Genomic DNA, 19523 nt, shown 5'->3' with positions numbered 1-19523 from the left:
GGCCGGGCCCCTGCGGGTGCCCGGCCGCCGGGGTTCGTCGGGGGTACCCGGCGGCACCGGCGTGCGGATCCACCGGTCGCGCGGCCGGCTCACACGGCGCTGAGGACCAGCCGCTGGCCGAGCGGGGAGGGGAGCTGCACCTCGAGGCTTCCGGTCACGGCGATCATGACGCACATGCGGTTCGCCGCATCGGGCCTGCTGCCCGCGCGCAGCTCGACGGTGACGGTGGAATCGGTCTCCGCGGTGACCGTCGCGTCCACCCCGTAACACTCGGGCGACCCCGTCTCGAAGACCACCGCGATCCGGTCCGCGCCCACCCGGGAGTACGAGGTGAACGGGATCGGCTGCGCGTCGACCAGCTCCGGCGCGGCGGTGAAGGGCTCGGCGGGCAGCCCCGGCTCACCCTCGACCGGCGTGCTCGGCGCCGCGGTGACCGAAACCGATTGCTTTGCAGCCTCGTTCGGCTCCGAACCGGAACCCCCGCACCCCGCGCAGCAGAAGGTACCGAGCAGCAGGGCGAGCGCGACCACCCGCCGCGGGAACGAGATCCGGGCCATGACCCGACCCTAGCGCCTGCCCGCACCCCGCCCGCCGGTGAACGGCGAGCGAACCCGGAGTGCGGCACGGGCGCGATCCGCCGAACGCCAGTACATTCGGTGGCGGTGCGGCGCGGAACACCGAGCGCCGCACCGCGATCGAGCAACTCCGACAAGAGCTTTGCGAAAGGACGAACGTGGTCGACACGCTGCGCGTAGGTGAGGAACTGGGGCTGGGGCAGTCGCTGACGGGCGGGGCATACACCCTGACCCTGCAGCAGGACGGCAATCTGGTGCTGGCGGAGCCGGGCGGCAACGTGGTGTGGTCCACCCAGACCCACGATCAGGGTGTGCGCAACGCGGTGCTGCAGCACGACGGCAACTTCGTGCTCTACAAGGAAGGCAGCGACGCCGCCTGGTCCACCGAGACCAATGATCAGTCGGCCGACCGGCTCGTGGTGCAGGCCGACCGCAACGTGGTGCTGTACGGCACCGACGGCGGCGCGCTGTGGGCGTCGGGCACCGACACCGACAACCCGCTGCCCGCCCCGGAGCCGGTCGCCGAGGCGCAGGCCGAACCGGAGCCGGTGGCCGAGGCCGTCGCGGAGCCCGCCTTCGAGCAGGCCCCCGCGGAGGTGCCCCCGCCGCCGCCCGCGCCGCGCACGCACACCGTCGAGCCCGGCGACACCCTGTGGGCCATCGCCGAGCGCTTCTACGGCGACGGCAACCGCTACCACGAGATCGCGGTGGCCAGCGGCATCGACAACCCGGACCTGATCCACCCCGGCCAGGTGCTGACCGTCCCGTGAGACGACCGAGGCCCGGTGCGCGCGCACCGGGCCTCGCTGGTCGCCGAGCTCAGCGGCTGGTGAAGGGGAGCAGCGCCATCTCGCGCGCGTTCTTCACCGCGACGGCGACCTGCCGCTGCTGCTGCGGGGTGAGGCCGGTGACCCGGCGGCTGCGGATCTTGCCGCGATCGGAGATGAACGTGCGGAGCAGGTTCACGTCCTTGTAGTCGACGTGCTCGATGCCCGCGGCGATCAGCGGGTTCTTCTTCGGGCGGCGCGCCTGCTCGGCACGGACCTTCTTCGACGGTGCTCGCTTCACTGCCATGCTGACGGCTTCCTTCTACGCGATCGTGGATGATCTACCAGCTCGATTTGTGCACACCGGGCAACTCGCCCCGGTGCGCCATCTCGCGCACCCGGACCCGCGAGAGCCCGAATTTCCGGAGGTGGCCGCGCGGTCGTCCGTCCGCGGCATCCCGATTGCGCAATCGTACCGGACTGGCGTCCCGCGGCATTTTCCGCAGTTCGGCCTGGGCGGCGGCGCGCTGCTCGTCCGGCGTGGCGGGCTTCCTGATCAATTCCTTGAGCTCGCCCCGCCGCTCGGCGTACCTGGCGACGATCGCCCGGCGCTGCTGATCCCGCGCGATCTTCGACTTCTTCGCCATCAGCGCTCCTCGCGGAAATCCACGTGCTTACGCACGACCGGGTCGTACTTCTTCAGCACCATGCGGTCCGGATCGTTGCGCCGGTTCTTCCTGGTCACGTAGGTGTACCCGGTCCCGGCCGTGCTCTTCAGCTTCACGATCGGCCGGAGCTCGGTCGACTTCGAGGCCATGTGCCCCTCCTCAGAATTTCACGCCGCGGGCCCGCAGCCGTGCTGCCACGGCCTCGATCCCGTCGCGGTCGATGGTCTTGATGCCCTTCGCGGAGACGTTCAGCGTGATCCGCCGCCCCGCGCTGGGCAGGAAGTAGGTCTTGCGCTGGATGTTCGGGTCCCAGCGCCGGTTGGTGCGCTTGTGCGAGTGCGAGACGGTCTTGCCGAACCCGGGCGCGCGCCCGGTGACCTGGCAGTGGGCCGACATGCCGCCACCTCCTAGTTGAATATCGTTTTCGACAACAGCCGTCCGACACTGTAGCGTCGGCGTCCAGCAAATGAAAACCGTTGTCGAAAGGGTTTTGTTCCGGTGGCCGATTCCGTCCCCGCGCCCGACCGGCGCACTCCCGTCGTCCTGCTCACCGGCACCGGCCCCGCGGGTGTCCCGGAGGCGCTGCTCCGCGCCGAAGGCACCGTCGTCGTCCGGCACGACCTGCGCGACCTCGGCGAGGGCGTGGTCCGGCGCACCGTGTTCGACGGCGACCGGGCCGAGCTCTCGGTGCTCGAACTGGCGCACGGTTGCGTCTCCTGCACGCTCCGGAGCGACCTGCTCCCGCTGCTGCGCACCCTCGCGGCCAGGCAACCGGTGCGCCGCATCGTGCTCGATCTGGACGCCGCCTTCGAGGCGGACGCGGTATGCGAGGCGATCGACTACGTGGTGGTGACGGGGATGGTCGGCAGGCCGGACGCGCCCGCGAGCCGCGACGTGCGGGTGCAGGCGGTGCTCGCCTGCCTGGACGAGCGCACCTGGTTCGCCGACGCCACCGGCGACGACACCATGGCCGAGCGCGGCCTAACCACGGTCGACGACGACCGCACGGTGGCGCAGGTAGCGCTGGGCCGGGCCGAGTCCGCCGACGCGCTGCTGATCGCCGGGAGCGCGGATCCGGTTCAGCGGGCGCGCACCGAGGCGGTGCTGCACCGGCTGGCACCCGGTGTTCCGGCGCTGCGGATCGAGCCGGACGCCGACGTCCCGGCCGGGCCCGGCGCGGCGGGCACCGGCCCCGAGCAGCTCGTCGCCGCCGAGCTGGAGGCGCTGCTCGCCCTGGTGCCGGAGCGCACCCGCGGCGGCTTCGACCCGCACGCCTCGCTGCTGCGCGGCCAGCCACCGCTGACCGCCGAGTACGGCGTGGAGTGGGTCGAGTTCGCCGCCGACCGGCCGTTCCACCCCGCCCGGCTGCACGAGGCGCTCGACGTCCTGCTGGAGGGCGTGGTGACCGCGCGCGGCCGGGTCTGGCTGGCGACCCAGCCCGCCGACGTGGTGTGGCTGGAGTCGGCGGGCGGCGGGCTGCGGGTCGGGGGAGCCGGGCACTGGCTGGCCGCCATGACCCCGGCGGAACGCGCCGAGGCCGACCCGGAGCGCACCGCGCTGGCCGCACTGCGCTGGGACGAGCGCTTCGGCGACCGGCACGTCTCGCTGGTCGCGCTGGTGCACGACGCCGACCCGGCCGAGATCCGGCGGGCGCTGCACTGGGCGCTGGTCTCCGACGACGAGCTGCGGCTCGTCGTCCGCGCGCCGGAGGTCGTCGCGGAGTGGGACGACCCCTTCGGCGAGCAGCACACCGATCCGTGCGCCGACCCGTCCGGGGTCGGCGCGGAGAGCACGCACCGAGAGGACAACGCATGAAAGCAGGGATTCACCCGGAGTACCGGCCGGTGGTCTTCGAGGACTCGAGTACCGGCACCCGGTTCCTGACCCGCTCCACCGCAGGCAGCGCCCGCACCGTCGAGTGGACCGACGGCGGCACCTACCCGCTCATCGTGGTGGACGTGACCTCGGATTCGCACCCCTTCTGGACCGGGGCGAACCGGGTGCTCGACACCGCAGGGCGGGTCGAGAAGTTCGAGCGCAAGTACGGGCGGCGCGCGCGCCAGGGCCGGGAGGGCTGAGCCGTGGCGGTGCCGAAGCGGCGGATGTCGCGCAGCAATACCCGCAGCAGGCGGGCGCAGTGGAAGGCCGTCGCGCCCGAGCTGGTCCAGGTCACCGTGGGCGGGGTCGCCTACCGGGTGCCCCGGCGGATCGTCCCCGCCGTGCGGCGCGGGCTGATCGATCCGTCGCGGATCTGAGGGCGAGCACCCGCCGCCTAGATCACCCGGCGCGAGCGCCGTTCGACTCGATTGTGCGCTGGTGAACAGTCGAACGGCGCCCGCGCCGCGTGGTGGTCGGGGTGGCAGAGCTACCCCTCGCGCTCCCCGAGGTCGACGAGCGCGGCGGCGAGCCGGAAGTACTTGTTGGTGCCGAGATCGGCGATGGTCTTGATCTTCAGCGCGTCCAGCAGCTTCTGATCGGCCGCGTCGGTGAGCCCGGCGAACGCCGAGGGCGGGGCGGCGAGGATCTCCTGCAGCGACTTGTCCTCGAACGCCTTGTCGAGGGCCTTGTCGAGCGAAACGGTGACAGCCATGCGAACTCCTTCGAACGAACGAACCCGGATGCGTCGTGCGCGCCGACAATAGCCCGGTTTCGCCGGCGGTGGGCCGGGAATCCGTATCGCGCCTCCGCGCAAGGGCCCTCGACGAACGCGGCCCGCTGGGCAAACCCGCCGCGATCCTGCGCGCGCGCCGGACCTTTCACGATGTTCGGATTCGCGATGCGAAAAGTTTGCGGCCGAGCGTGGCCCAGACCACAAGTCGGTTTCGACCCCTATAAAAGTCCTGCCGAATGAGTGGATTTCACCGATCCGCACCGGTACCCTCGTGCGGGAGGGCGGGTTCCTCGAAAGCCCGGTTTAGCCGGTGCCCCAGGGGAACCCGCTCATCGCCAAGATCCACCAGCGGATTCCCACCCTGTTTCAGGGGTGATGTTCCGAAGCCTCGGTAGGAGCGGCGAGTTCCACCGGCCGAGGGGGCAGCAGCGATTCCAACCGCCCCACCAGTGCCGCCGCGGGCCCCTCCAGCAGCGAGAGCGGGAACGGCAGCCGCCGCTCCAGCAGCCCGCGCAGCTCCGCCGAGAGATCGGCGGTCGTCGCCTCCAGCTCGCTGATCTCGGTCCGCAGCGCCATGATCTGGCCGCGCAGCGCCTCGGCCTGCTCGCGCAGCGCCGAGGTGTCGGCCCGGATCGCGGCCACCGTGCCCGCGAGCGTGGCATCCGGCTCCCCGAGCCCGGCGGGCTCGGGGAAGCGCAGCTGCAGCCGGATCTCGCGCAGCACCGCTTCCTGTTCCGGGGTCACGCCCCGCTCCCTCCTGGTGGCTGCGCGAGCCTGGTCAGTGCGCGGGTTCGAGATCCGGGCGCGGTGCGGGCGCGGTGGCGGCCAGCGCGCGGCGGTCCGGCGCGATCAGCACCGCGCTGATCGGAATGGTCAGCGAGAGCAGCCCGACCACGAACATCGGGAACACGAAGTCGAACAGCTCCATGCCCTCCGGCGCCGTCGCCGTCGGGTCGACCTCGAAGCCGAGCGCCGAGAGGCCGAGGTAGTACACCCCGGCGATGCCGAGGCCGAAGAGCAGAATGGTCGCGGCGCGGGCGGGCCTGCCGCGTAGCGCCTGGAACGACCACAGCGTGCCGCAGCACACCAGCACCGCCACCACCGCGGCCACCGCGGCGGGCCACGGCGAGATGTCCACCTTGCCCTGCACGCTGATCGAGCCGAGGCTCAGGTACAGCGCGGTCGCGGTGCCGAGCCCCATGACGAGGCCGCCGGTCAGCAGCAGCGGCAGCCGGAAGGAGCGGCCGAGCAGCAGCAGCCCCGCGAGCACCGAGCCGAAGGCGATCGCGAGCGCGGCGATCTGGTAGGCCAGGTCGTAGCGCAGCACGGTGCTGGAGACGTCGAGCCCGAGCAGCGTGACCGAGGTGGCCAGCCAGATGCCGATGCCGCCGATCGAGACGGCGGCCGCGGTCAGCCAGACCAGCCGGAAGCGGGCCGAGCGCACGCTGTGCACGATGCAGGCGAACCCGACCAGCGCGCCGAGCAGCGAAATGGCAACGGAGAGCCCGGCGATCCACGGCCCGAGGACGAACAGGTCGACCTCGGCGCCCTCCGCCAGCAGCTGGACCTCAGCCATGCCGTGCGGCCCCTTCCAGTTCTTGCGACTTGAGCTCCGCGATGGCGTACTCGGTGACCGCGGCGAGCGCCTGCCGCACCTCGTTGGCGTTGCGCGCGTCGATGTCGACGATCGGCACCCCCTCGCGCACCGAGAGCGCCTCGCGCAGCTCGGCGATCGGGAAGCGCGGCGCGTGCGGGAAGCGGTTCACCGCGATCAGGAACGGCAGCCCGCGGGCCTCGAAGAAGTCCACCGCGGCGAAGCTGTCCTCCAGCCTGCGGGTGTCGATCAGGACGACGGCGCCGATCGCGCCGCGGATCAGGTCGTCCCACATGAACCAGAAGCGGCGCTGGCCGGGCGTGCCGAACAGGTACAGCGTCAGGTTGCCCGGCAGGATGATCCGCCCGAAGTCCATCGCGACCGTGGTGGTCTCCTTCTGCGGCGTATCGGCGAGATCGTCGATGCCGTCCGAGAACTGGGTGACCATCGCCTCGGTGCGCAGCGGCACGATCTCGGACACCGCGCCGACGAACGTCGTCTTCCCGGCGCCGAACCCACCCGCCACCACGATCTTGGTGGACGCGGTCCGGGTATCGGCATCATCGGGCCCGGTGCTGCCTTCGGGCCCGATCTTGCTTTCGGGCCCTTGTTTCCTAAAGGGCGCGGAGTCCACGCAATGTCCTCTCCATCAGGGTACGGCGCTCGCTGAAGCTCGTCTGTTCGGTCAGTGTGATGTGCATGCGCATGGCGCCGTCCACGACGAGATCGCCGATCACCACCCGGACCATACCCAGCGGGCGGTCCAGATGTGCGGCGATCTCAGCGACGGACAACCGGTGCGTGCCGAGACGCAGGATCTCGGTACGGATGTCACCGGACGGCCAGTCGAGATGCGCGTTGTGCGACAGGGTTTCGATCACCGCTTCGAGCGGCAGGTCCACCGCGGGCTCGGTTCGCCCCGAAGTCAGAGCGTAGGGCCGAACGCGAGTGGTGGGTCGATACGGTCCGGAGCCGTGCGGGCTGGACATGGCAAGCTCAGACGGCGGTCCGCGCGGTCGCCGACACGACACTGCCGACCCGGTCGACGAGCAGGGCCATCTCGTACCCGATGCGGCCGATATCGTGCGATTTGTTGGCGAGAACTGCCAGGTGCGAGCCGTTTCCGACGCTCATCACCAGGAGGTACCCGCGCTGCATCTCGACGATCGACTGCATCACCTTACCGCCGTCGAACAGCTGCGCGGCGCCCGCGGAGAGGCTCGCCAGCCCGGCGGTGACGGCCGCCAGCTGCTCGGCCCGGTCGGACGGCAGATGCGGGCTGGTGGCCTGCAGCAGGCCGTCGGCCGACACCAGGACGGCGTGCGAGACGCCGGGGATGTCCCGGGTGAACCGGGCGACCAGCCAGTTCAAGTTCTCGTCTGTGGTGCTGTTGGCGTTGGTCATGCAAGCCCTCCGTCGTTGTACTGCACATTGGCCCGCCCGCTGCGGACCCCGCTGAGATGCCTGGTGAGGTTGTTGCGAATCTCCTCAGGGTCGCGGTCACCCTGCTCCTCCGCCTGCGCGAGGCCGCCCGGCACCAACTGCGCGCCCGGCCTGCGGATGGGCAGCCCGCCCGCGGTGCGCGACGAGGTGGTCGGCTTGCTCGCGTCGGCCGCGGCGGACCAGCCCGCGTCGGCAGGCGACGACCACGAGCCGGGAGCCGCCTCGGACGACGCCGGTTCGACCAGCCACTCGGAGACCATGCGCTGGTAGATGGGGGTCGGAGACTCCCCGTCGATGGGCTGCAGCCGGGACGAGCCGGACTGCTCGCGGCCGTCGTCGGTCTCCTCGGCCCGGCGGAGCCGCTGCTGCTCGCCGGTGTGCGCGGGCCGGTCGAACGGGCGGTACGCCTGGGTGGCGTACTCGGGGCCGTCGTAGTCCGGCACCGGGCGCCTGGCGGTGACCGGCCGCTCCCCGGTGTCGGCGGGCTCGGCCCGCCGCTCGTCGCGCGGCGAGGGCTGCGCCGCGCGCTCGGGCCGGTCCTCGGTGCCGGGCAGGACCCCGGCGGGCGCGTGCTCGCCCGGCCTGCGCACCGGAAGCCCGGAGCCGCTGGTGAACTGGGCGAACTGGCCGTCCTCGACCGGCTCGTCCTTGTTCTCCGCCCACAGGTCGGTGCCGGTGGGCGGGTTGTGCGGGTCGACAGCGGGGAAGCCGCCGGTGGTCGGGCGGTACGGCTCGTCCGCGCCGAACGCGGAGCTCCGCGAGCGGTCGGAGCCGGTGCGGTCGCCGGCGCGGCCGGGCACCGAGATGCTCGGCTGCTCCGGCGTGTCCGCCACCCGCATGGCCGGGCGGCGCTGCGGCAGCCCTGTGGCGGTGGAGCCGCCGCCGAAGCCGTTGCTCACGGTCTCCCGCTGCGGCAGGCTCGGCACCGGGACCAGGTTGCGGGTCGGCGCGGAGCCGAAGCCGTCGTCCCGCGCGCCGCCGAGCTGCTTGCCGCTCGGGTCGGTGGGGTCCAGCTGCGGCGCGACCAGCGCGCCGGGCAGGTGCACGCTCGCCGTGATGCCGGGCTGCTGCGCCATGGTCGAGGTGCGCCGCAGGCTCACCGTGATGGTGTGCCGCTTGGCCAGCCTGCCGACCACGAACAGCCCCATCCGGCGCGCGGTCTCGACATTGACCTCACCACCGGAGGCCAGCCGCTCGTTGGTGGCCTGCAGGTCCTCCGACGCCATGCCGAGGCCGCGGTCGGTGATCTCGATCAGGTAGCCGCCGTCCACCGCGCGGGCCACCATCACCGCGACCGCGGTGGTCGGCGGCGAGTAGCGCAGCGCGTTGTCGATCAGCTCGGCCAGCAGGTGCTCGATGTCGACCGCGGGCTCGCCGGGCACGACGCCCTCCGGCACCGAGCCGATCTCCACCCGCTGGTAATCCTCCACCTGGGAGACCGCGCTCCAGAGCATGTCCGAGAGCGGAACCGGGTGCAGCTGGCCGCGGCGCAGCTGGGTACCGGCGAGCACGAGCAGGTTGTCGCCGTTGCGGCGCATGCGGGTGGCGAGGTGGTCGAGGCGGAACAGGCTCTGCAGCCGCTCGCCGTCGTCCTCGTCGTGCTCCAGCTCCTCGATCAGCGTGAGCTGCTGCTCCACCAGCGACTGGCTGCGCCGGGAGAGCGTCTCGAACATGTTGCCGATCTGCACCCGGAGCCGCGCCTGCTCGGCGGCGAGCGCGAGCGCCTGCTCGTGGATCTCGTCCACGGCGCGGGCCAGCTGCCCGATCTCGTCGGTGCTGTGCACGCCCACCGGGGTGATCTGCGGGGTGGCGCCGCCCGCGCGCACCACCGCGAGCTCGTCCGGCAGCTTGACGTGCGCGACCTCGAGCGCGTCGCGCCGCAGCCTGCGCACCGGCACCACCAGCGTGCGGGCCACCGAGAGCGCCAGCGCCAGGCCCGCGAGCAGCATGCCGATCACGATGCTGGCCTCGCGCAGCGCGCTGGCCTGCGCGTCCACCGTCCTGGATGCCAGCGACGAGTCGATGATGTCCATCAGCTGGTCGGTGGTGACGGTGTAGGTGTCGGCGCTGGCCCGCAGCGACTCGGCGACCACCGGGTTCGCCGCCGGGTCGCCGACGTTCTGGCTGAAGGCCGCGAGCCGGGTCTGCACCGCGGCGAGCAGCGGCTGCAGGTTGCCCGCGTTCTCCGGCAGGATCAGCGAGTAGGTCGAGACCATGGTCATCTCGGCGCCCGCCGAGATGAGCACCTTGGCCTGCACGCCGGGGTTGCGCGCGGCGTCCGGCATCCCGATCAGCAGCTGCTGCTGGGTCAGCGTGCGGCGCGCCGACTGGATCGCGCCCAGCTGCAGGAAGTAGCGCTGGATCACCAGGTCGTCGACGGAGGGCGAGCGCGCCAGCGCGTTGCCGATCCTGGCCGCGATCTCGTCGGCCTGCTCACCGACCATGGCGGGCGAGCCGTTGCGCAGGCTGTTCCGCATGGTCGAGCCGGTCGCCACCGCGGAGGCGAGCTCCGCGGTCACCCGCCCGCTGACCTCGTTGGTCTGCATCGCGACCTCGAGTTCGGCGAGTGCCTGGTCGAACCGCGTCAGCGCGGTCGCCGTGGCCGGGTCGGCGATGTTGCCCCACGAGGACGACGCCGCGATGGCGAGTTGCTCGGTGGCTGTTCCGTACCGCATGACCGGCCGGATGATGATCGCTTGTTCGGTTGCTGCGTGGAGTTGCTCCATGGTGCGCAACTCGTTGTTGATACGCAGAACCGCGAATACGGTCGCCAGCAGTACCGGCAGCACCAGAACGATCCCCACCTTGCGGGTGACGGACCAGTTCGACAGGCTGAATTGCCAGGATCGCGGTGCAGCTTCCATCCGCTTCCGTCGCCTCCGCTTCACGAGTGACCCCCGGCGGCGCGTGGTTGCTCGTCGGATGTGGATCAAGCCGCATCACAGAACCAACGAAGGGTCTTCTTTTTACCGCGGTGAACATACCGCGCGGAGTGAGCGCGAGCAATCTGGGGTACTCAGTATGTTTTTCTCGAATATGGCGTCACAGAACGCCTTTCGGGGCTCTCGGCCCGTCCGCCCGGAAGCACTTCGGCGACTTCGGATAAAAGGCGCTGGTCACCGCATGTGACCGGACTGTGATCGTTCCGAGATGGATTCGCCAGGATCACCGGCGAGTCGCGTCACGGCGTGTCGGACACACCCTCTCAGTCGCCTCTCAGTCCGTGGGGCCACACTGGTCACATGCGGATTCTGGTAGTCGACGACGACCGCGCCGTTCGCGAATCGTTGCGCCGGTCGCTGACCTTCAACGGCTACACCGTGGATCTGGCGGTCGACGGCGTCGACGCACTCGAGAAGGCGACCATCCAGCGCCCCGATGCACTGGTGCTGGATGTGATGATGCCACGGCTGGACGGTCTGGAGGTGTGCCGCAGGCTGCGCAGTACCGGAGACGACCTTCCGATTCTGGTTTTGACGGCGCGGGATTCCGTTTCCGAACGCGTCGCCGGACTCGACGCGGGCGCCGACGACTATTTGCCGAAGCCGTTCGCGCTCGAGGAATTGCTCGCCCGGCTGCGCGCGCTGCTGCGCCGGACCGGGGGCGCACCCGGTGAGGCCTCGGAAACCCTGCGGTTCGCGGATCTGTCGCTGGATCCGGTCACCAGGGAGGTCACCAGGGACACCAGGGCCATCAGCCTCACCCGCACCGAGTTCTCGCTGCTGGAGATGCTGATGGCGAACCCGCGCCGGGTGCTCACCCGCAGCCGGATCCTGGAGGAGGTCTGGGGCTACGACTTCCCGACCTCGGGCAACGCGCTGGAGGTCTACATCGGCTACCTGCGCCGCAAGACCGAGGCCGAGGGCGAGCCGCGGCTCATCCACACCGTGCGCGGAGTCGGGTACGTGCTCCGCGAGACCCCGCCGTGACCCGCGGTGCCAGGCGGCCGGTGATCGCGACGCTCGGCAACCCGCGCCCGGCCGAGCCGCGCTCGGCGGAGCCGCAGCCGCAGGCGGAGATGCGCCCGCCGACGCCGCTCACCCGCTCGGTCTCGCTGCGCTGGCGGGTCACGCTGCTGGCCGCCTCGGTGGTCGCCATCGCGGTGGCGCTGGCCTCGATCGCCGCCTACGCCATGGTGGCGCGCTCGCTCTACGCCGACGTCGACTCGCAGCTGCGCGCCCGCGCCTCCACGCTCATCGACAACAACTTCGACAGCCTCGGCTTCTACTCGATCATCCTGGCCGGGCTGTACTCCAACGACGTCGGCGTCGCGCTGATCTTCGGCGACGAGAAGCAGTACGTGCCCCCGCAGCCCACCGACCCGCCGGTCGGGGCCGACGAGATGGCGGTCGCCGCCGGGCAGCGCGAGTTCTCCCTGCGCACCGTCGACAACCAGCGGGTGCTCGCCCAGCGCACCAACTCCGGGGCGACGCTGGTGGTCTCGCAGCGGCTGGAGCCGACCAGGGAGGTGCTCGACCGGCTCGCCTGGCTCATGTTCGTGGTCGGCGGCTGCGGCGTCGTGCTCGCCGCCGCCGCGGGCACCGCGGTCGGCCGCACCGGGCTGCGGCCGATCGCCCGGCTCACCGCGGCCACCGAGCGGGTCGCCCGCACCGACGACCTCACCCCGATCCAGGTCACCGGCGACGACGAGCTGGCCAGGCTCACCGAGAGCTTCAACACCATGCTGCGCGCGCTCACCGAGTCGCGGGACCGGCAGCGCAGGCTGGTCGCCGACGCCGGGCACGAGCTGCGCACCCCGCTCACCTCCCTGCGCACCAATATGGAGCTGCTCATCGCCTCCAGCAGGCCGGGGGCGCCCCGGCTGCCCGAGGAGGACATGGCCGAGCTGCGCGCCGACGTCATGGGGCAGATCGAGGAGCTCTCCACCCTGGTCGGGGACCTGGTCGACCTGGCCCGCGAGGACGCCCCGGAGACCGTCTACGACCGGGTCGACCTCGGTGAGGTCGCGGAGCGGGCGCTGGAGCGCGCCCGGCGCAGGCGCGGCGCCATCGAGTTCGTCGCCGAGCTGCGGCCGTGGTTCGTCTACGGCCACGAGGCCGGGCTGGAGCGGGCCGTGCTCAATGTGCTCGACAACGCCGCCAAGTGGAGCCCGGGCGGCGCCAGGGTGCTGGTCACCATGCGCGAGGTGAGCCGCGGGCTGCTCGAACTCGCCGTCGACGACGCCGGGCCCGGCATCCCGCCCGGCGAGCGCGAGCTGGTCTTCGAGCGCTTCTACCGGACCACCGCCTCCCGCTCCATGCCCGGCTCCGGGCTCGGCCTCGCCATCGTCAAGCAGGTGGTGACCAAGCACGGCGGCACCATCACCGTCGACGCCTCCGAGCGCGGCGGCGCGCTCATCCGCATCGTGCTCCCCGGCGAGGAGGGCAGGCCCGAGCAGCTCTCGGAAAACTGATAGCGCCGTCTCAGTTCGTTCTCAGTCGTGATGAGCAGGCTGGGGGGTACTACGAGCAGGACCCACAGCCGAGCACCGAGGATTCGCCGTGACCGAGGAAAACCAGCGCCGCGCGGGCGAGCAGCCCGCGGGCACCCCGCACCCCACCCAGCAGCTGTCCGGGCAGGGGTCGCCGTGGGCGCCAGGGCCGTACGGGCCGCAGGGTGGGTACGGGCCCGGCGGGTTCGGGCCCGCGGGGTCCGGTGCTCCGGGCGCCGAGCACGGCGGCGCGGGGCCGGACCGGACGAGTGGCATCTCGGGCGGGCCCGATGTCGCTCGGGGCTCCGAGCAGGGAGCCGCTGGTACCGGCGCGCAGCACGGCGGTGCGGGGCCGGACCACACGGCCGGCTTCATCGGCCGCCCCGAGGTCGGCCGCGGGGGCGAGCAGGGGAGCGGCGTCTCGGGCGGGCCTGACGCAGGCCCCGAGCAGGCGACCAACGTCTTCGGTGCGTACCAGGGCTCGGACTACGGCACGGGCGGGTACGCAGCGCAGGGGCGGTACGGATCAGGTCCGGCCACCGGGTCGATCCCGGCCGGTTACGGCCAGGGCCCCGGCTACGCCCAGCCGGGCGGCCCGGTCCCGCCGGGCACCCTCCCGCCCGCCTACGGCGGCGGCCCGTCCGACCCCGGCCCGGCCCGCCGCCCGCGGCGCACCGCGCTGGTGGCGGGCGCACTGGTCCTCGCCCTGGTGAGCGGCGGCATCGGCGGCGTCGTCGGCGCGGTCGCGGTCGACCGGGACGCGGGCTCGACGGTCGCCAACGCCCTCGACGCCCCGAAGCCGAACGTGAACACCGTCTCCAACGCCCCCGCGGGCTCGATCCAGGCGGTGGCGCAGAAGGTGCTGCCCAGCGTCGTGATGATCAAGGTCGCGAGCAACCGCGCCGAGGGTGAGGGCTCCGGCGTCGTGCTCTCCTCGGACGGCCTGATCCTGACCAACAACCACGTCGCCACCGGCGGCGGCACCGGCGCCAGGATGGAGGTCGTCTTCAGCGACGGCTCCACCGCTCCGGCCACCATCGTCGGCGCCGACCCGGTCTCCGACCTCGCGGTCATCAAGGCCGAGGGCAAGACCGGGCTCACCCCGGTCGAGCTCGGCAGCTCCGCCGAGCTGCAGGTCGGCCAGGCGGTGATCGCCATCGGCTCCCCGCTCGGCCTGGCGGGCACCGTCACCACCGGCATCGTCTCCTCGCTGAACCGCCCGGTCTCGACGAGCGGCTCCGGCACCGCCCCCGGCGTCAACCCGGTGATCGACGCGGTGCAGACCGACGCCGCCATCAACCCGGGCAACTCCGGCGGCGCGCTGGTGGACGGCGAGGGCAAGCTGATCGGCATCAATACCGCCATCGCCACCCTCGGTGGCGAGACCGGCGGCCAGCAGAGCGGCTCGATCGGCCTCGGCTTCGCCATCCCGGTGGACCAGGCCCGCCGGGTCGCCGATCAGCTGATCAAGACCGGCAGGGCCACCTACGCCCAGATCGGCATCAAGCTGCGCCCGCAGGACACCCGGGCGCAGGTGCTCGAAGCGACCCAGGACGGCCCCGCCGCCAAGGCGGGGATCCCGGCCGGAGCGGTCGTCACGAAGGTCGACGATCGGGTCATCGATTCCGGTGACGCGCTGATCGCGGCGGTCCGTTCCCACCAACCAGGAGACAAGGTGACGGTGACCTACACCGACGAACAGGGCAACAACCCGAAGACCGTCCAGGTGACGCTGGACGCCGCACCGGCGGAGGCGGGCCGATGATGCGCGTGCTGCCAGGGGGTTCGGTGGGGCTGTCGCCGCTGGGCGCTACGGTGAGCGGCATGGAAATCGATGCTCCTGTGGCGGGGCGGGCACTGGTGGTCGTCGTCGATGATCGGACGGCGCACGGCGCCGAGGATTCGATCGGCCCGCTGGTCACCGAACTGCTCACCGAGGCGGGGTTCCTCGTCGACGCCTCGGTCTCGGTGCAGGCGGACGAGGTGGAGATCCGCAACGCGCTGAACACCGCGGTCATCGGCGGTGTCGACCTGGTGATCTCGGTCGGCGGCACCGGTATGTCGCCGCGCGACGTCACCCCGGAGGCCACCGCGCAGGTGCTCGACCGGGAGCTGCCCGGCATCAGCGAGGCGCTGCGCTCCTCCGGCCGGGTGGCCGGTTCGCTGGACGCGGTGCTCTCCCGCGGCCTGGCCGGCGTCTCCGGCAGCACCCTGGTGGTGAACCTGGCGGGTTCGCGCTCCGCCGTCCGCGACGGCATGGCGACGCTCAGCCCGCTCGCCAGCCGCGTGGTCGACGAGCTCTCCGGGCTGGCGGAGTAATCTCCCCCGCCGACGCTGCCGACGGCCCCCGCCCACGCCGGGCGGGGGACGCGGCGCGGCTCGCCCGCATCTTCGGCGACCCGCTGCCGGACACCACCCGCGACGAACGCGACGACGGTTCGCGCCGTGATGATTCCGACGATCACTGGTTGCGCTCCCAGGTGCCCCCGCATCACGGTTGAGCCTCCTTCCCTCCGTTTCGGTAACTCCGCCTTGACATATGGCCGGACACTCGGCCGGCCCGGCCGCCCCGCGGCCCGGCCCGTGGCCTTTCCGAGCGGAAATTCCTGCCGCCACAAGTGAATGCCGAGCCACTTCGCCGCGGCCACTTTGCGCACCTCATCAATGCCTTCCGCTAGTGGTGATTTGCGCTACTGCCGGGTAGGGCCGAACGGTCGTTCCCCCGCGTTTGTGCACGTCAAACACCCCGCTGGCGTGTCCGAACTGTGACATGGATCACGATGATCTAAATGAAATCTAGTCGGGCGGTTTGCTTTCGAAGCGTTTACTCTCCCTCACGGGAACCGTCTGTTGCGGTGCCGTTCACCCCGGATTCGACCGTGGGGGCGGCTTCGACATGGGCGAATCCCGGTTCCGATTAGCCAGGTCGGGGTGTTGCGCCGAAATAACAGTCGGTTACATAACGGCAACAAACGGGCGACAAACTGAGCTGGGCCTGAGAGGACCACGTGCAGTCTCGATGGTCGAGCTGCCTGTTCGAACCTGATGAGGGGAAGTATGAGCGAGAACCGCATCAACGGTCTGCGCCACGGTGCCCGCGTTGCGGGCGTCGGCGCTGCCGCGGCCGTTGCCATGGGCCTGCTTTCGACCGGCGCGGCCAATGCCGACACCTTCGTGCCGTTGCCGGACGGCCAGAAGCTGGGCCCGGGGGTCACCCTGACCCGCACCGCGGAGAGCGCGATCGTGTCGCCGTCGCTGGCGGCCAACGGCGCGGGCCGCGTGGTCTGGGTATCGGGCACGACCACCGCGGATGTGACCGAGACCCCCGAGGGCGAGGTGGGCCCGTTCAACGGCCCCGCTGGCGAGCCGGGGAGCAACAACTCTTCGACGCACGGCGCGTCGCAGGTCAACACCGGCTACATCGTCGGTTGCCAGGTCTCGATCGCCGATGACGCGATCTCCGCGGGCCTCGATTTCGGTCTGGCCGTGGACTCGGGCACCCTGAGCGGCTCGCTCGGCCTGGACCTGGGCCCCGGTGAGGTCAAGTTCGTGCAGATCGAAGCGAAGGACATCACGAAGCCGGGCGTGTACTCGGTCGAGTACCAGGATGTCGAGATCGAGATCCAGGGCTGCGCCGGTTACGCGCAGGCCCGTGCCTACAGCGTCGTCGAGATCATCGGTGACAACTACTCGAAGACCAGCCTGTACGGCCTGCCGTTCAGCATCGGCTGACACCGGTCTCTTCCTCAACCTTCCTCTCGCTGAAGCGAATACGACCCTCAAGGGGCAATACAGATGATCAATCGTAAGAACCTGGCGCGGGTGGCAGGCGTTGGTGCCGCCGCCGCGGTCGCCGTGGGCCTGTTCTCCACCGGCGCCGCGAACGCCGACACCTTCGTGCCGCTGCCGGGCGGCACCATCACCGAGACGCTCTCCGACGGCACCGTGGTGACGGTGAACCTGGTCGGCGAGTCGGCCACCATCAGCCCGTCGCTGGGCTCGACCCCGGTGCACCGCAATGCGTGGGTGTCGGCTTCGGCGCAGGTCTCGATCGAGGGCGGCGAGGACGTCGGCGGCAAGATCTACCCGGGCTATGTCGTGGGCTGCCAGGTCAACATCGCCGGTGGCGGTGTCACGGGCGGCCTGGAGGGCACCATCACGGGGACCGAAGACGGTGCCAGCGGCAGCGTCGCGGGTGGCGGCGGCGGCAGCCTGTCGCTCGGCCCGGGCCAGGCGACCTCGTTCTACATCCTCGACATCGAGAAGCCGGACGACTACGGCGACGAGGATCACTCGACGAACAACTCGTTCAAGGGCAACTCCGGCTCGGTGACCTGGGCCGATTCCACCATCGGGCTGACCGGCTGCGGTGGCTACGCCCAGGCGCGCGCCTTCGTGCGGGTCAAGGTGGAGACCGACAACGTGATGTCGGTCGTGACCCTGTGGGGCCAGCCGTTCAGCATCGGCTGATCGCACTCCGATCCGCGTGATCACCGGCGGGTCCGTCGCTTCGGCGACGGGCCCGCCTTCGCGTTTCCCACGCCGGGCCCTCAATGGAACACCACCGTGAGCGCGCTGCTCAGCGAGGCCGCCGCCACCGCGGTGGCGTACCCGGTATCCATGGCGACCAGCACCACCCGCTCCGCTCCACGGCCGTCACCGGTCGCCGAGACCAGAACGACGGCCGCGTCCCTGGCGAGCGTGCGCGGCGGGCGATCGGATTCGCGGCCCGCGCCATCGCTCGCCGCGCCGATGACGTCCACCCGGTCGCCCGCGCGCAGGATCTCGGCGACCGCCGAGTCGGCGAGCCGCAGCGGCACGATCCTGGCATCCGCGGAGCCGGTCGCGACCCCGGCCAGCCGGGGATTGACGGTGCGCACGTCGGTGAAGATCTCGCCTGCGCGCATGGCGCCGGTCAGCGTGGCGCCGAGCAGGGCGGCGGAATCGCGCACCGCGCCGTCCGGCAGGGTGCCCGACGGCTGCGCGACGGCGCGCAGATCGGTATCGGTGAGCAGGCTGCCCGCGGTCAGATCACGGCTCGCGACCAGGACCTCGGTCCGGGCCGCGCCCGGATCACCGCGGAGGAAGAGCGCGCCCGCGAGCAGCGCCAGCAAACCGGCGAGTAACCGTCGGGCAAGGATGCCGTCGAGCCAGGGCGGGCGGTTGCGGAAGGCTTCCAGCACCCGGCTCTCGGAGCCGAGCGCGGAGCGGCGGAACGGGGAATCGGAGCGAGGCATGGCCGAAGCCTAGGAGCGCGGCACCGGTCGGGAACCGGCTCGATCCGGCCCCTGTGGATGGCGACGGAGCTGTGGACAACTCGGCCCGGCCCGGCTTCGCGGCGCGGGCCGGATGCCTACGATCAGCTCGCGACAGCGGTACTGGTGCTCGACGAACCCGAGGAGGAAGCCGATGCCGACGAAGCAGGCGCGGGGGTGCTCGTGCTCGACGACGAATCGGAGCCGGACGAGCCGGAGTCGGTCTTGGCGGGCTCGCTCGCCGTGCCGGAGCCGCCCCGGCTGTCGGTGCGGTAGAAGCCGCTGCCCTTGAAGACGATGCCGACGGAGTTGAAGAGCTTGCGCAGCCTGCCCGTGCACTCGGGGCACTCGGTCAGCGTGTCGTCGCTGAAGGACTGGACGATGTCGAACCGATTGTCACACTGGGTGCACGCGTACGAATAAGTAGGCATCGAGATCCTCCGGGGCTGTGTCGATCTAGCACTCTACCGCCGACAGTGCCAACGTTGCCAATCGGATGTTCATTCCCGGTCAGGAATGGCCTCCAGCGGCGGCGAGCCGCGTCAAACCGGCCGCGGGCGTCAAGGCCCATCCCACCCGATGGTCGTGCGGCTCCTCGGGCAGCACGGGCACCAACTCCGCGTCCCGGACCACCGCGATGAGCCGCGCGCCCGGCGCCGCCAGGTCGAGGCTCCGGTCGTAGTAGCCCGCGCCGCGGCCGAGCCGCACCCCGCGGCGATCGACGGCGAGCGCGGGAATGAGGACCACCCCGGCTCCGGCCAGTGCCGCGGGGGGAAGCACCGGCCCGTCCGGTTCGCGCAGCCCGAAGCGGCGGCGCACCAGGTGGGCGGCACCGGTGTAGGCGGCCCAACTCAGTGCGCCCGGCTCGCCGGTGACCGGAAGCAGCACCTCGGCGCCTGCCCGGATCAGCGCGTCGAGCATGCGCAGGTCGCCCGGCTCGCCGCGCACCGGGACGTAGGCCGCCACCACCGGCGCGCGGCCGGAACCGACCCGGCCGGACAGAACTGTGGTTATCGTCTCGGCGAGTGCCAGTGCTTCGGCATCGTGCTGTGCCGTGGGGAGCCGGTTCCTACGGGCCAGGATGTCGTCGCGCCATGCATGTTTTCCGCGCTCACCGGGCATCTCCATGAACGTCACCATAGGCTCAGCGGAATGGCAGGCCGTCGTACGGCGGACCCG

The 19523-nt window shown here is 71.5% G+C and carries 25 protein-coding genes; 10 read left to right on the top strand and 15 right to left on the bottom strand.

What is annotated here, in order from left to right; all coding sequences use genetic code 11:
• Positions 1 to 89: 89 nt before the first annotated feature.
• Complete coding sequence (locus tag ACFUUZ_RS20655; protein ID WP_378698500.1) at positions 90 to 557, bottom strand: hypothetical protein; 468 nt, start codon at positions 555 to 557, stop codon at positions 90 to 92.
• Positions 558 to 733: 176 nt separating this feature from the next.
• Here ACFUUZ_RS20655 and ACFUUZ_RS20650 point away from each other — a divergent pair, with 176 nt between their 5' ends.
• A complete protein-coding gene (locus ACFUUZ_RS20650) occupies positions 734 to 1345 on the top strand; it encodes a LysM peptidoglycan-binding domain-containing protein (RefSeq protein ID WP_378698498.1) in 612 nt (203 codons plus the stop codon).
• Positions 1346 to 1394: 49 nt separating this feature from the next.
• Here the strand turns inward: ACFUUZ_RS20650 and rpsR are convergent, their stop codons facing one another.
• From rpsR to rpmB, 4 genes are read right to left on the bottom strand one after another with little or no spacing between them, the layout of a single operon-like run.
• Positions 1395 to 1649, bottom strand: a complete 255-nt coding sequence (gene rpsR, locus ACFUUZ_RS20645) for a 30S ribosomal protein S18 (protein WP_067653222.1) — start codon at positions 1647 to 1649, stop codon at positions 1395 to 1397.
• A 34-nt stretch (positions 1650 to 1683) separates the two neighbouring features.
• The gene (gene rpsN / locus ACFUUZ_RS20640; protein WP_378698495.1) at positions 1684 to 1989 is read right to left on the bottom strand and encodes a 30S ribosomal protein S14; all 306 of its coding nucleotides are present in this window, start codon (positions 1987 to 1989) and stop codon (positions 1684 to 1686) included.
• Positions 1989 to 2159, bottom strand: a complete 171-nt coding sequence (gene rpmG / locus ACFUUZ_RS20635) for a 50S ribosomal protein L33 (protein WP_194815936.1) — start codon at positions 2157 to 2159, stop codon at positions 1989 to 1991. The genes rpsN and rpmG overlap by 1 nt, the downstream gene beginning before the upstream one ends.
• Positions 2160 to 2169: 10 nt before the next feature.
• Positions 2170 to 2406 (bottom strand): 50S ribosomal protein L28, encoded by a 237-nt coding sequence (rpmB, locus tag ACFUUZ_RS20630; protein ID WP_378698492.1) that lies wholly within the window; start codon positions 2404 to 2406, stop codon positions 2170 to 2172.
• A 102-nt stretch (positions 2407 to 2508) separates the two neighbouring features.
• On the opposite strand from rpmB, the gene mrf reads away from it, so the two are divergent.
• The 3 genes from mrf to rpmF are packed head-to-tail and all read left to right on the top strand — an operon-like array spanning position 2509 to position 4265.
• Positions 2509 to 3825 (top strand): ribosome hibernation factor-recruiting GTPase MRF, encoded by a 1317-nt coding sequence (gene mrf, locus ACFUUZ_RS20625; RefSeq protein WP_378698490.1) that lies wholly within the window; start codon positions 2509 to 2511, stop codon positions 3823 to 3825.
• Positions 3822 to 4088, top strand: coding sequence for a type B 50S ribosomal protein L31 (locus tag ACFUUZ_RS20620; RefSeq protein WP_378698488.1), 267 nt, complete (start codon positions 3822 to 3824; stop codon positions 4086 to 4088). The genes mrf and ACFUUZ_RS20620 overlap by 4 nt, the downstream gene beginning before the upstream one ends.
• Positions 4089 to 4091: 3 nt before the next feature.
• The gene (rpmF, locus tag ACFUUZ_RS20615) at positions 4092 to 4265 is read left to right on the top strand and encodes a 50S ribosomal protein L32 (protein ID WP_378698486.1); all 174 of its coding nucleotides are present in this window, start codon (positions 4092 to 4094) and stop codon (positions 4263 to 4265) included.
• 110 nt (positions 4266 to 4375) lie between these two features.
• Here rpmF and ACFUUZ_RS20610 read toward each other — a convergent pair whose 3' ends face one another.
• The 7 genes from ACFUUZ_RS20610 to ACFUUZ_RS20580 all read right to left on the bottom strand — a co-directional run bounded on the left by ACFUUZ_RS20610 (position 4376) and on the right by ACFUUZ_RS20580 (position 10522).
• Positions 4376 to 4600 (bottom strand): hypothetical protein, encoded by a 225-nt coding sequence (locus tag ACFUUZ_RS20610; protein WP_378698484.1) that lies wholly within the window; start codon positions 4598 to 4600, stop codon positions 4376 to 4378.
• 387 nt (positions 4601 to 4987) lie between these two features.
• Positions 4988 to 5365, bottom strand: a complete 378-nt coding sequence (locus tag ACFUUZ_RS20605) for a hypothetical protein (protein WP_378698482.1) — start codon at positions 5363 to 5365, stop codon at positions 4988 to 4990.
• Positions 5366 to 5399: 34 nt separating this feature from the next.
• Entirely contained in the window at positions 5400 to 6197 is a 798-nt protein-coding gene (locus ACFUUZ_RS20600; protein WP_378698480.1) for a hypothetical protein, read from the bottom strand.
• A complete protein-coding gene (locus ACFUUZ_RS20595; protein WP_378698509.1) occupies positions 6190 to 6807 on the bottom strand; it encodes an ATP/GTP-binding protein in 618 nt (205 codons plus the stop codon). Before ACFUUZ_RS20595 ends, ACFUUZ_RS20600 begins: the two co-directional genes overlap by 8 nt.
• Before the next feature lie 22 nt (positions 6808 to 6829).
• A complete protein-coding gene (locus tag ACFUUZ_RS20590) occupies positions 6830 to 7204 on the bottom strand; it encodes a DUF742 domain-containing protein (protein WP_378698478.1) in 375 nt (124 codons plus the stop codon).
• Positions 7205 to 7211: 7 nt separating this feature from the next.
• Entirely contained in the window at positions 7212 to 7619 is a 408-nt protein-coding gene (locus ACFUUZ_RS20585; protein ID WP_378698477.1) for a roadblock/LC7 domain-containing protein, read from the bottom strand.
• Positions 7616 to 10522 carry an ATP-binding protein gene (locus tag ACFUUZ_RS20580; protein ID WP_378698476.1) on the bottom strand — a complete coding sequence of 969 codons (2907 nt, stop codon included), beginning with the start codon at positions 10520 to 10522 and terminating at the stop codon, positions 7616 to 7618. The genes ACFUUZ_RS20585 and ACFUUZ_RS20580 overlap by 4 nt, the downstream gene beginning before the upstream one ends.
• A 378-nt stretch (positions 10523 to 10900) precedes the next feature.
• Here ACFUUZ_RS20580 and ACFUUZ_RS20575 point away from each other — a divergent pair, with 378 nt between their 5' ends.
• From ACFUUZ_RS20575 to ACFUUZ_RS20550, 6 genes are all read left to right on the top strand, one after another.
• Positions 10901 to 11587, top strand: coding sequence for a response regulator transcription factor (locus ACFUUZ_RS20575; protein WP_378698474.1), 687 nt, complete (start codon positions 10901 to 10903; stop codon positions 11585 to 11587).
• An 89-nt stretch (positions 11588 to 11676) separates the two neighbouring features.
• Complete coding sequence (locus tag ACFUUZ_RS20570; protein WP_378698507.1) at positions 11677 to 13071, top strand: ATP-binding protein; 1395 nt, start codon at positions 11677 to 11679, stop codon at positions 13069 to 13071.
• Positions 13072 to 13159: 88 nt separating this feature from the next.
• A complete protein-coding gene (locus ACFUUZ_RS20565; RefSeq protein WP_378698472.1) occupies positions 13160 to 14854 on the top strand; it encodes a trypsin-like peptidase domain-containing protein in 1695 nt (564 codons plus the stop codon).
• Positions 14854 to 15408, top strand: coding sequence for a molybdenum cofactor biosynthesis protein B (locus ACFUUZ_RS20560; protein ID WP_378698505.1), 555 nt, complete (start codon positions 14854 to 14856; stop codon positions 15406 to 15408). Before ACFUUZ_RS20565 ends, ACFUUZ_RS20560 begins: the two co-directional genes overlap by 1 nt.
• Before the next feature lie 738 nt (positions 15409 to 16146).
• Positions 16147 to 16821 (top strand): MspA family porin, encoded by a 675-nt coding sequence (locus ACFUUZ_RS20555; protein WP_378698470.1) that lies wholly within the window; start codon positions 16147 to 16149, stop codon positions 16819 to 16821.
• A 63-nt stretch (positions 16822 to 16884) separates the two neighbouring features.
• Positions 16885 to 17559 carry an MspA family porin gene (locus ACFUUZ_RS20550; protein WP_378698467.1) on the top strand — a complete coding sequence of 225 codons (675 nt, stop codon included), beginning with the start codon at positions 16885 to 16887 and terminating at the stop codon, positions 17557 to 17559.
• A gap of 80 nt (positions 17560 to 17639) precedes the next feature.
• Here the strand turns inward: ACFUUZ_RS20550 and ACFUUZ_RS20545 are convergent, their stop codons facing one another.
• The 3 genes from ACFUUZ_RS20545 to ACFUUZ_RS20535 form a co-directional block, all read right to left on the bottom strand.
• Positions 17640 to 18326: an SAF domain-containing protein gene (locus ACFUUZ_RS20545; RefSeq protein WP_378698465.1), complete on the bottom strand. Its 687-nt coding sequence runs from the start codon at positions 18324 to 18326 to the stop codon at positions 17640 to 17642.
• 122 nt (positions 18327 to 18448) lie between these two features.
• Entirely contained in the window at positions 18449 to 18775 is a 327-nt protein-coding gene (locus ACFUUZ_RS20540) for an FmdB family zinc ribbon protein (RefSeq protein WP_378698463.1), read from the bottom strand.
• A 79-nt stretch (positions 18776 to 18854) separates the two neighbouring features.
• Positions 18855 to 19472, bottom strand: coding sequence for a 5-formyltetrahydrofolate cyclo-ligase (locus tag ACFUUZ_RS20535; protein WP_378698461.1), 618 nt, complete (start codon positions 19470 to 19472; stop codon positions 18855 to 18857).
• Positions 19473 to 19523: the final 51 nt, after the last annotated feature.

Source organism: Nocardia sp. NPDC057353 (assembly GCF_042667085.1).
In the GTDB taxonomy this organism is placed as follows: domain Bacteria; phylum Actinomycetota; class Actinomycetes; order Mycobacteriales; family Mycobacteriaceae; genus Nocardia.
Note: the sequence above shows the minus strand (reverse complement) of the source record. Positions and strands in the feature narration are given on the sequence as shown.

Excerpts from the sequence above, each read along its gene's own strand:
- ACFUUZ_RS20655 (WP_378698500.1), bottom strand. The coding sequence starts at position 557 with ATGGCCCGGATCTCGTTCCCGCGGCGGGTGGTCGCGCTCGCCCTGCTG.
- rpsR (WP_067653222.1), bottom strand. The coding sequence starts at position 1,649 with ATGGCAGTGAAGCGAGCACCGTCGAAGAAGGTCCGTGCCGAGCAGGCG.
- rpsN (WP_378698495.1), bottom strand. The coding sequence starts at position 1,989 with ATGGCGAAGAAGTCGAAGATCGCGCGGGATCAGCAGCGCCGGGCGATC.
- rpmG (WP_194815936.1), bottom strand. The coding sequence starts at position 2,159 with ATGGCCTCGAAGTCGACCGAGCTCCGGCCGATCGTGAAGCTGAAGAGC.
- rpmB (WP_378698492.1), bottom strand. The coding sequence starts at position 2,406 with ATGTCGGCCCACTGCCAGGTCACCGGGCGCGCGCCCGGGTTCGGCAAG.
- ACFUUZ_RS20620 (WP_378698488.1), top strand. The coding sequence starts at position 3,822 with ATGAAAGCAGGGATTCACCCGGAGTACCGGCCGGTGGTCTTCGAGGAC.
- ACFUUZ_RS20610 (WP_378698484.1), bottom strand. The coding sequence starts at position 4,600 with ATGGCTGTCACCGTTTCGCTCGACAAGGCCCTCGACAAGGCGTTCGAG.
- ACFUUZ_RS20600 (WP_378698480.1), bottom strand. The coding sequence starts at position 6,197 with ATGGCTGAGGTCCAGCTGCTGGCGGAGGGCGCCGAGGTCGACCTGTTC.
- ACFUUZ_RS20590 (WP_378698478.1), bottom strand. The coding sequence starts at position 7,204 with ATGTCCAGCCCGCACGGCTCCGGACCGTATCGACCCACCACTCGCGTT.
- ACFUUZ_RS20585 (WP_378698477.1), bottom strand. The coding sequence starts at position 7,619 with ATGACCAACGCCAACAGCACCACAGACGAGAACTTGAACTGGCTGGTC.
- ACFUUZ_RS20580 (WP_378698476.1), bottom strand. The coding sequence starts at position 10,522 with ATGGAAGCTGCACCGCGATCCTGGCAATTCAGCCTGTCGAACTGGTCC.
- ACFUUZ_RS20575 (WP_378698474.1), top strand. The coding sequence starts at position 10,901 with ATGCGGATTCTGGTAGTCGACGACGACCGCGCCGTTCGCGAATCGTTG.
- ACFUUZ_RS20570 (WP_378698507.1), top strand. The coding sequence starts at position 11,677 with ATGCGCCCGCCGACGCCGCTCACCCGCTCGGTCTCGCTGCGCTGGCGG.
- ACFUUZ_RS20560 (WP_378698505.1), top strand. The coding sequence starts at position 14,854 with ATGCGCGTGCTGCCAGGGGGTTCGGTGGGGCTGTCGCCGCTGGGCGCT.
- ACFUUZ_RS20555 (WP_378698470.1), top strand. The coding sequence starts at position 16,147 with ATGAGCGAGAACCGCATCAACGGTCTGCGCCACGGTGCCCGCGTTGCG.
- ACFUUZ_RS20550 (WP_378698467.1), top strand. The coding sequence starts at position 16,885 with ATGATCAATCGTAAGAACCTGGCGCGGGTGGCAGGCGTTGGTGCCGCC.
- ACFUUZ_RS20545 (WP_378698465.1), bottom strand. The coding sequence starts at position 18,326 with ATGCCTCGCTCCGATTCCCCGTTCCGCCGCTCCGCGCTCGGCTCCGAG.
- ACFUUZ_RS20540 (WP_378698463.1), bottom strand. The coding sequence starts at position 18,775 with ATGCCTACTTATTCGTACGCGTGCACCCAGTGTGACAATCGGTTCGAC.
- ACFUUZ_RS20535 (WP_378698461.1), bottom strand. The coding sequence starts at position 19,472 with ATGGAGATGCCCGGTGAGCGCGGAAAACATGCATGGCGCGACGACATC.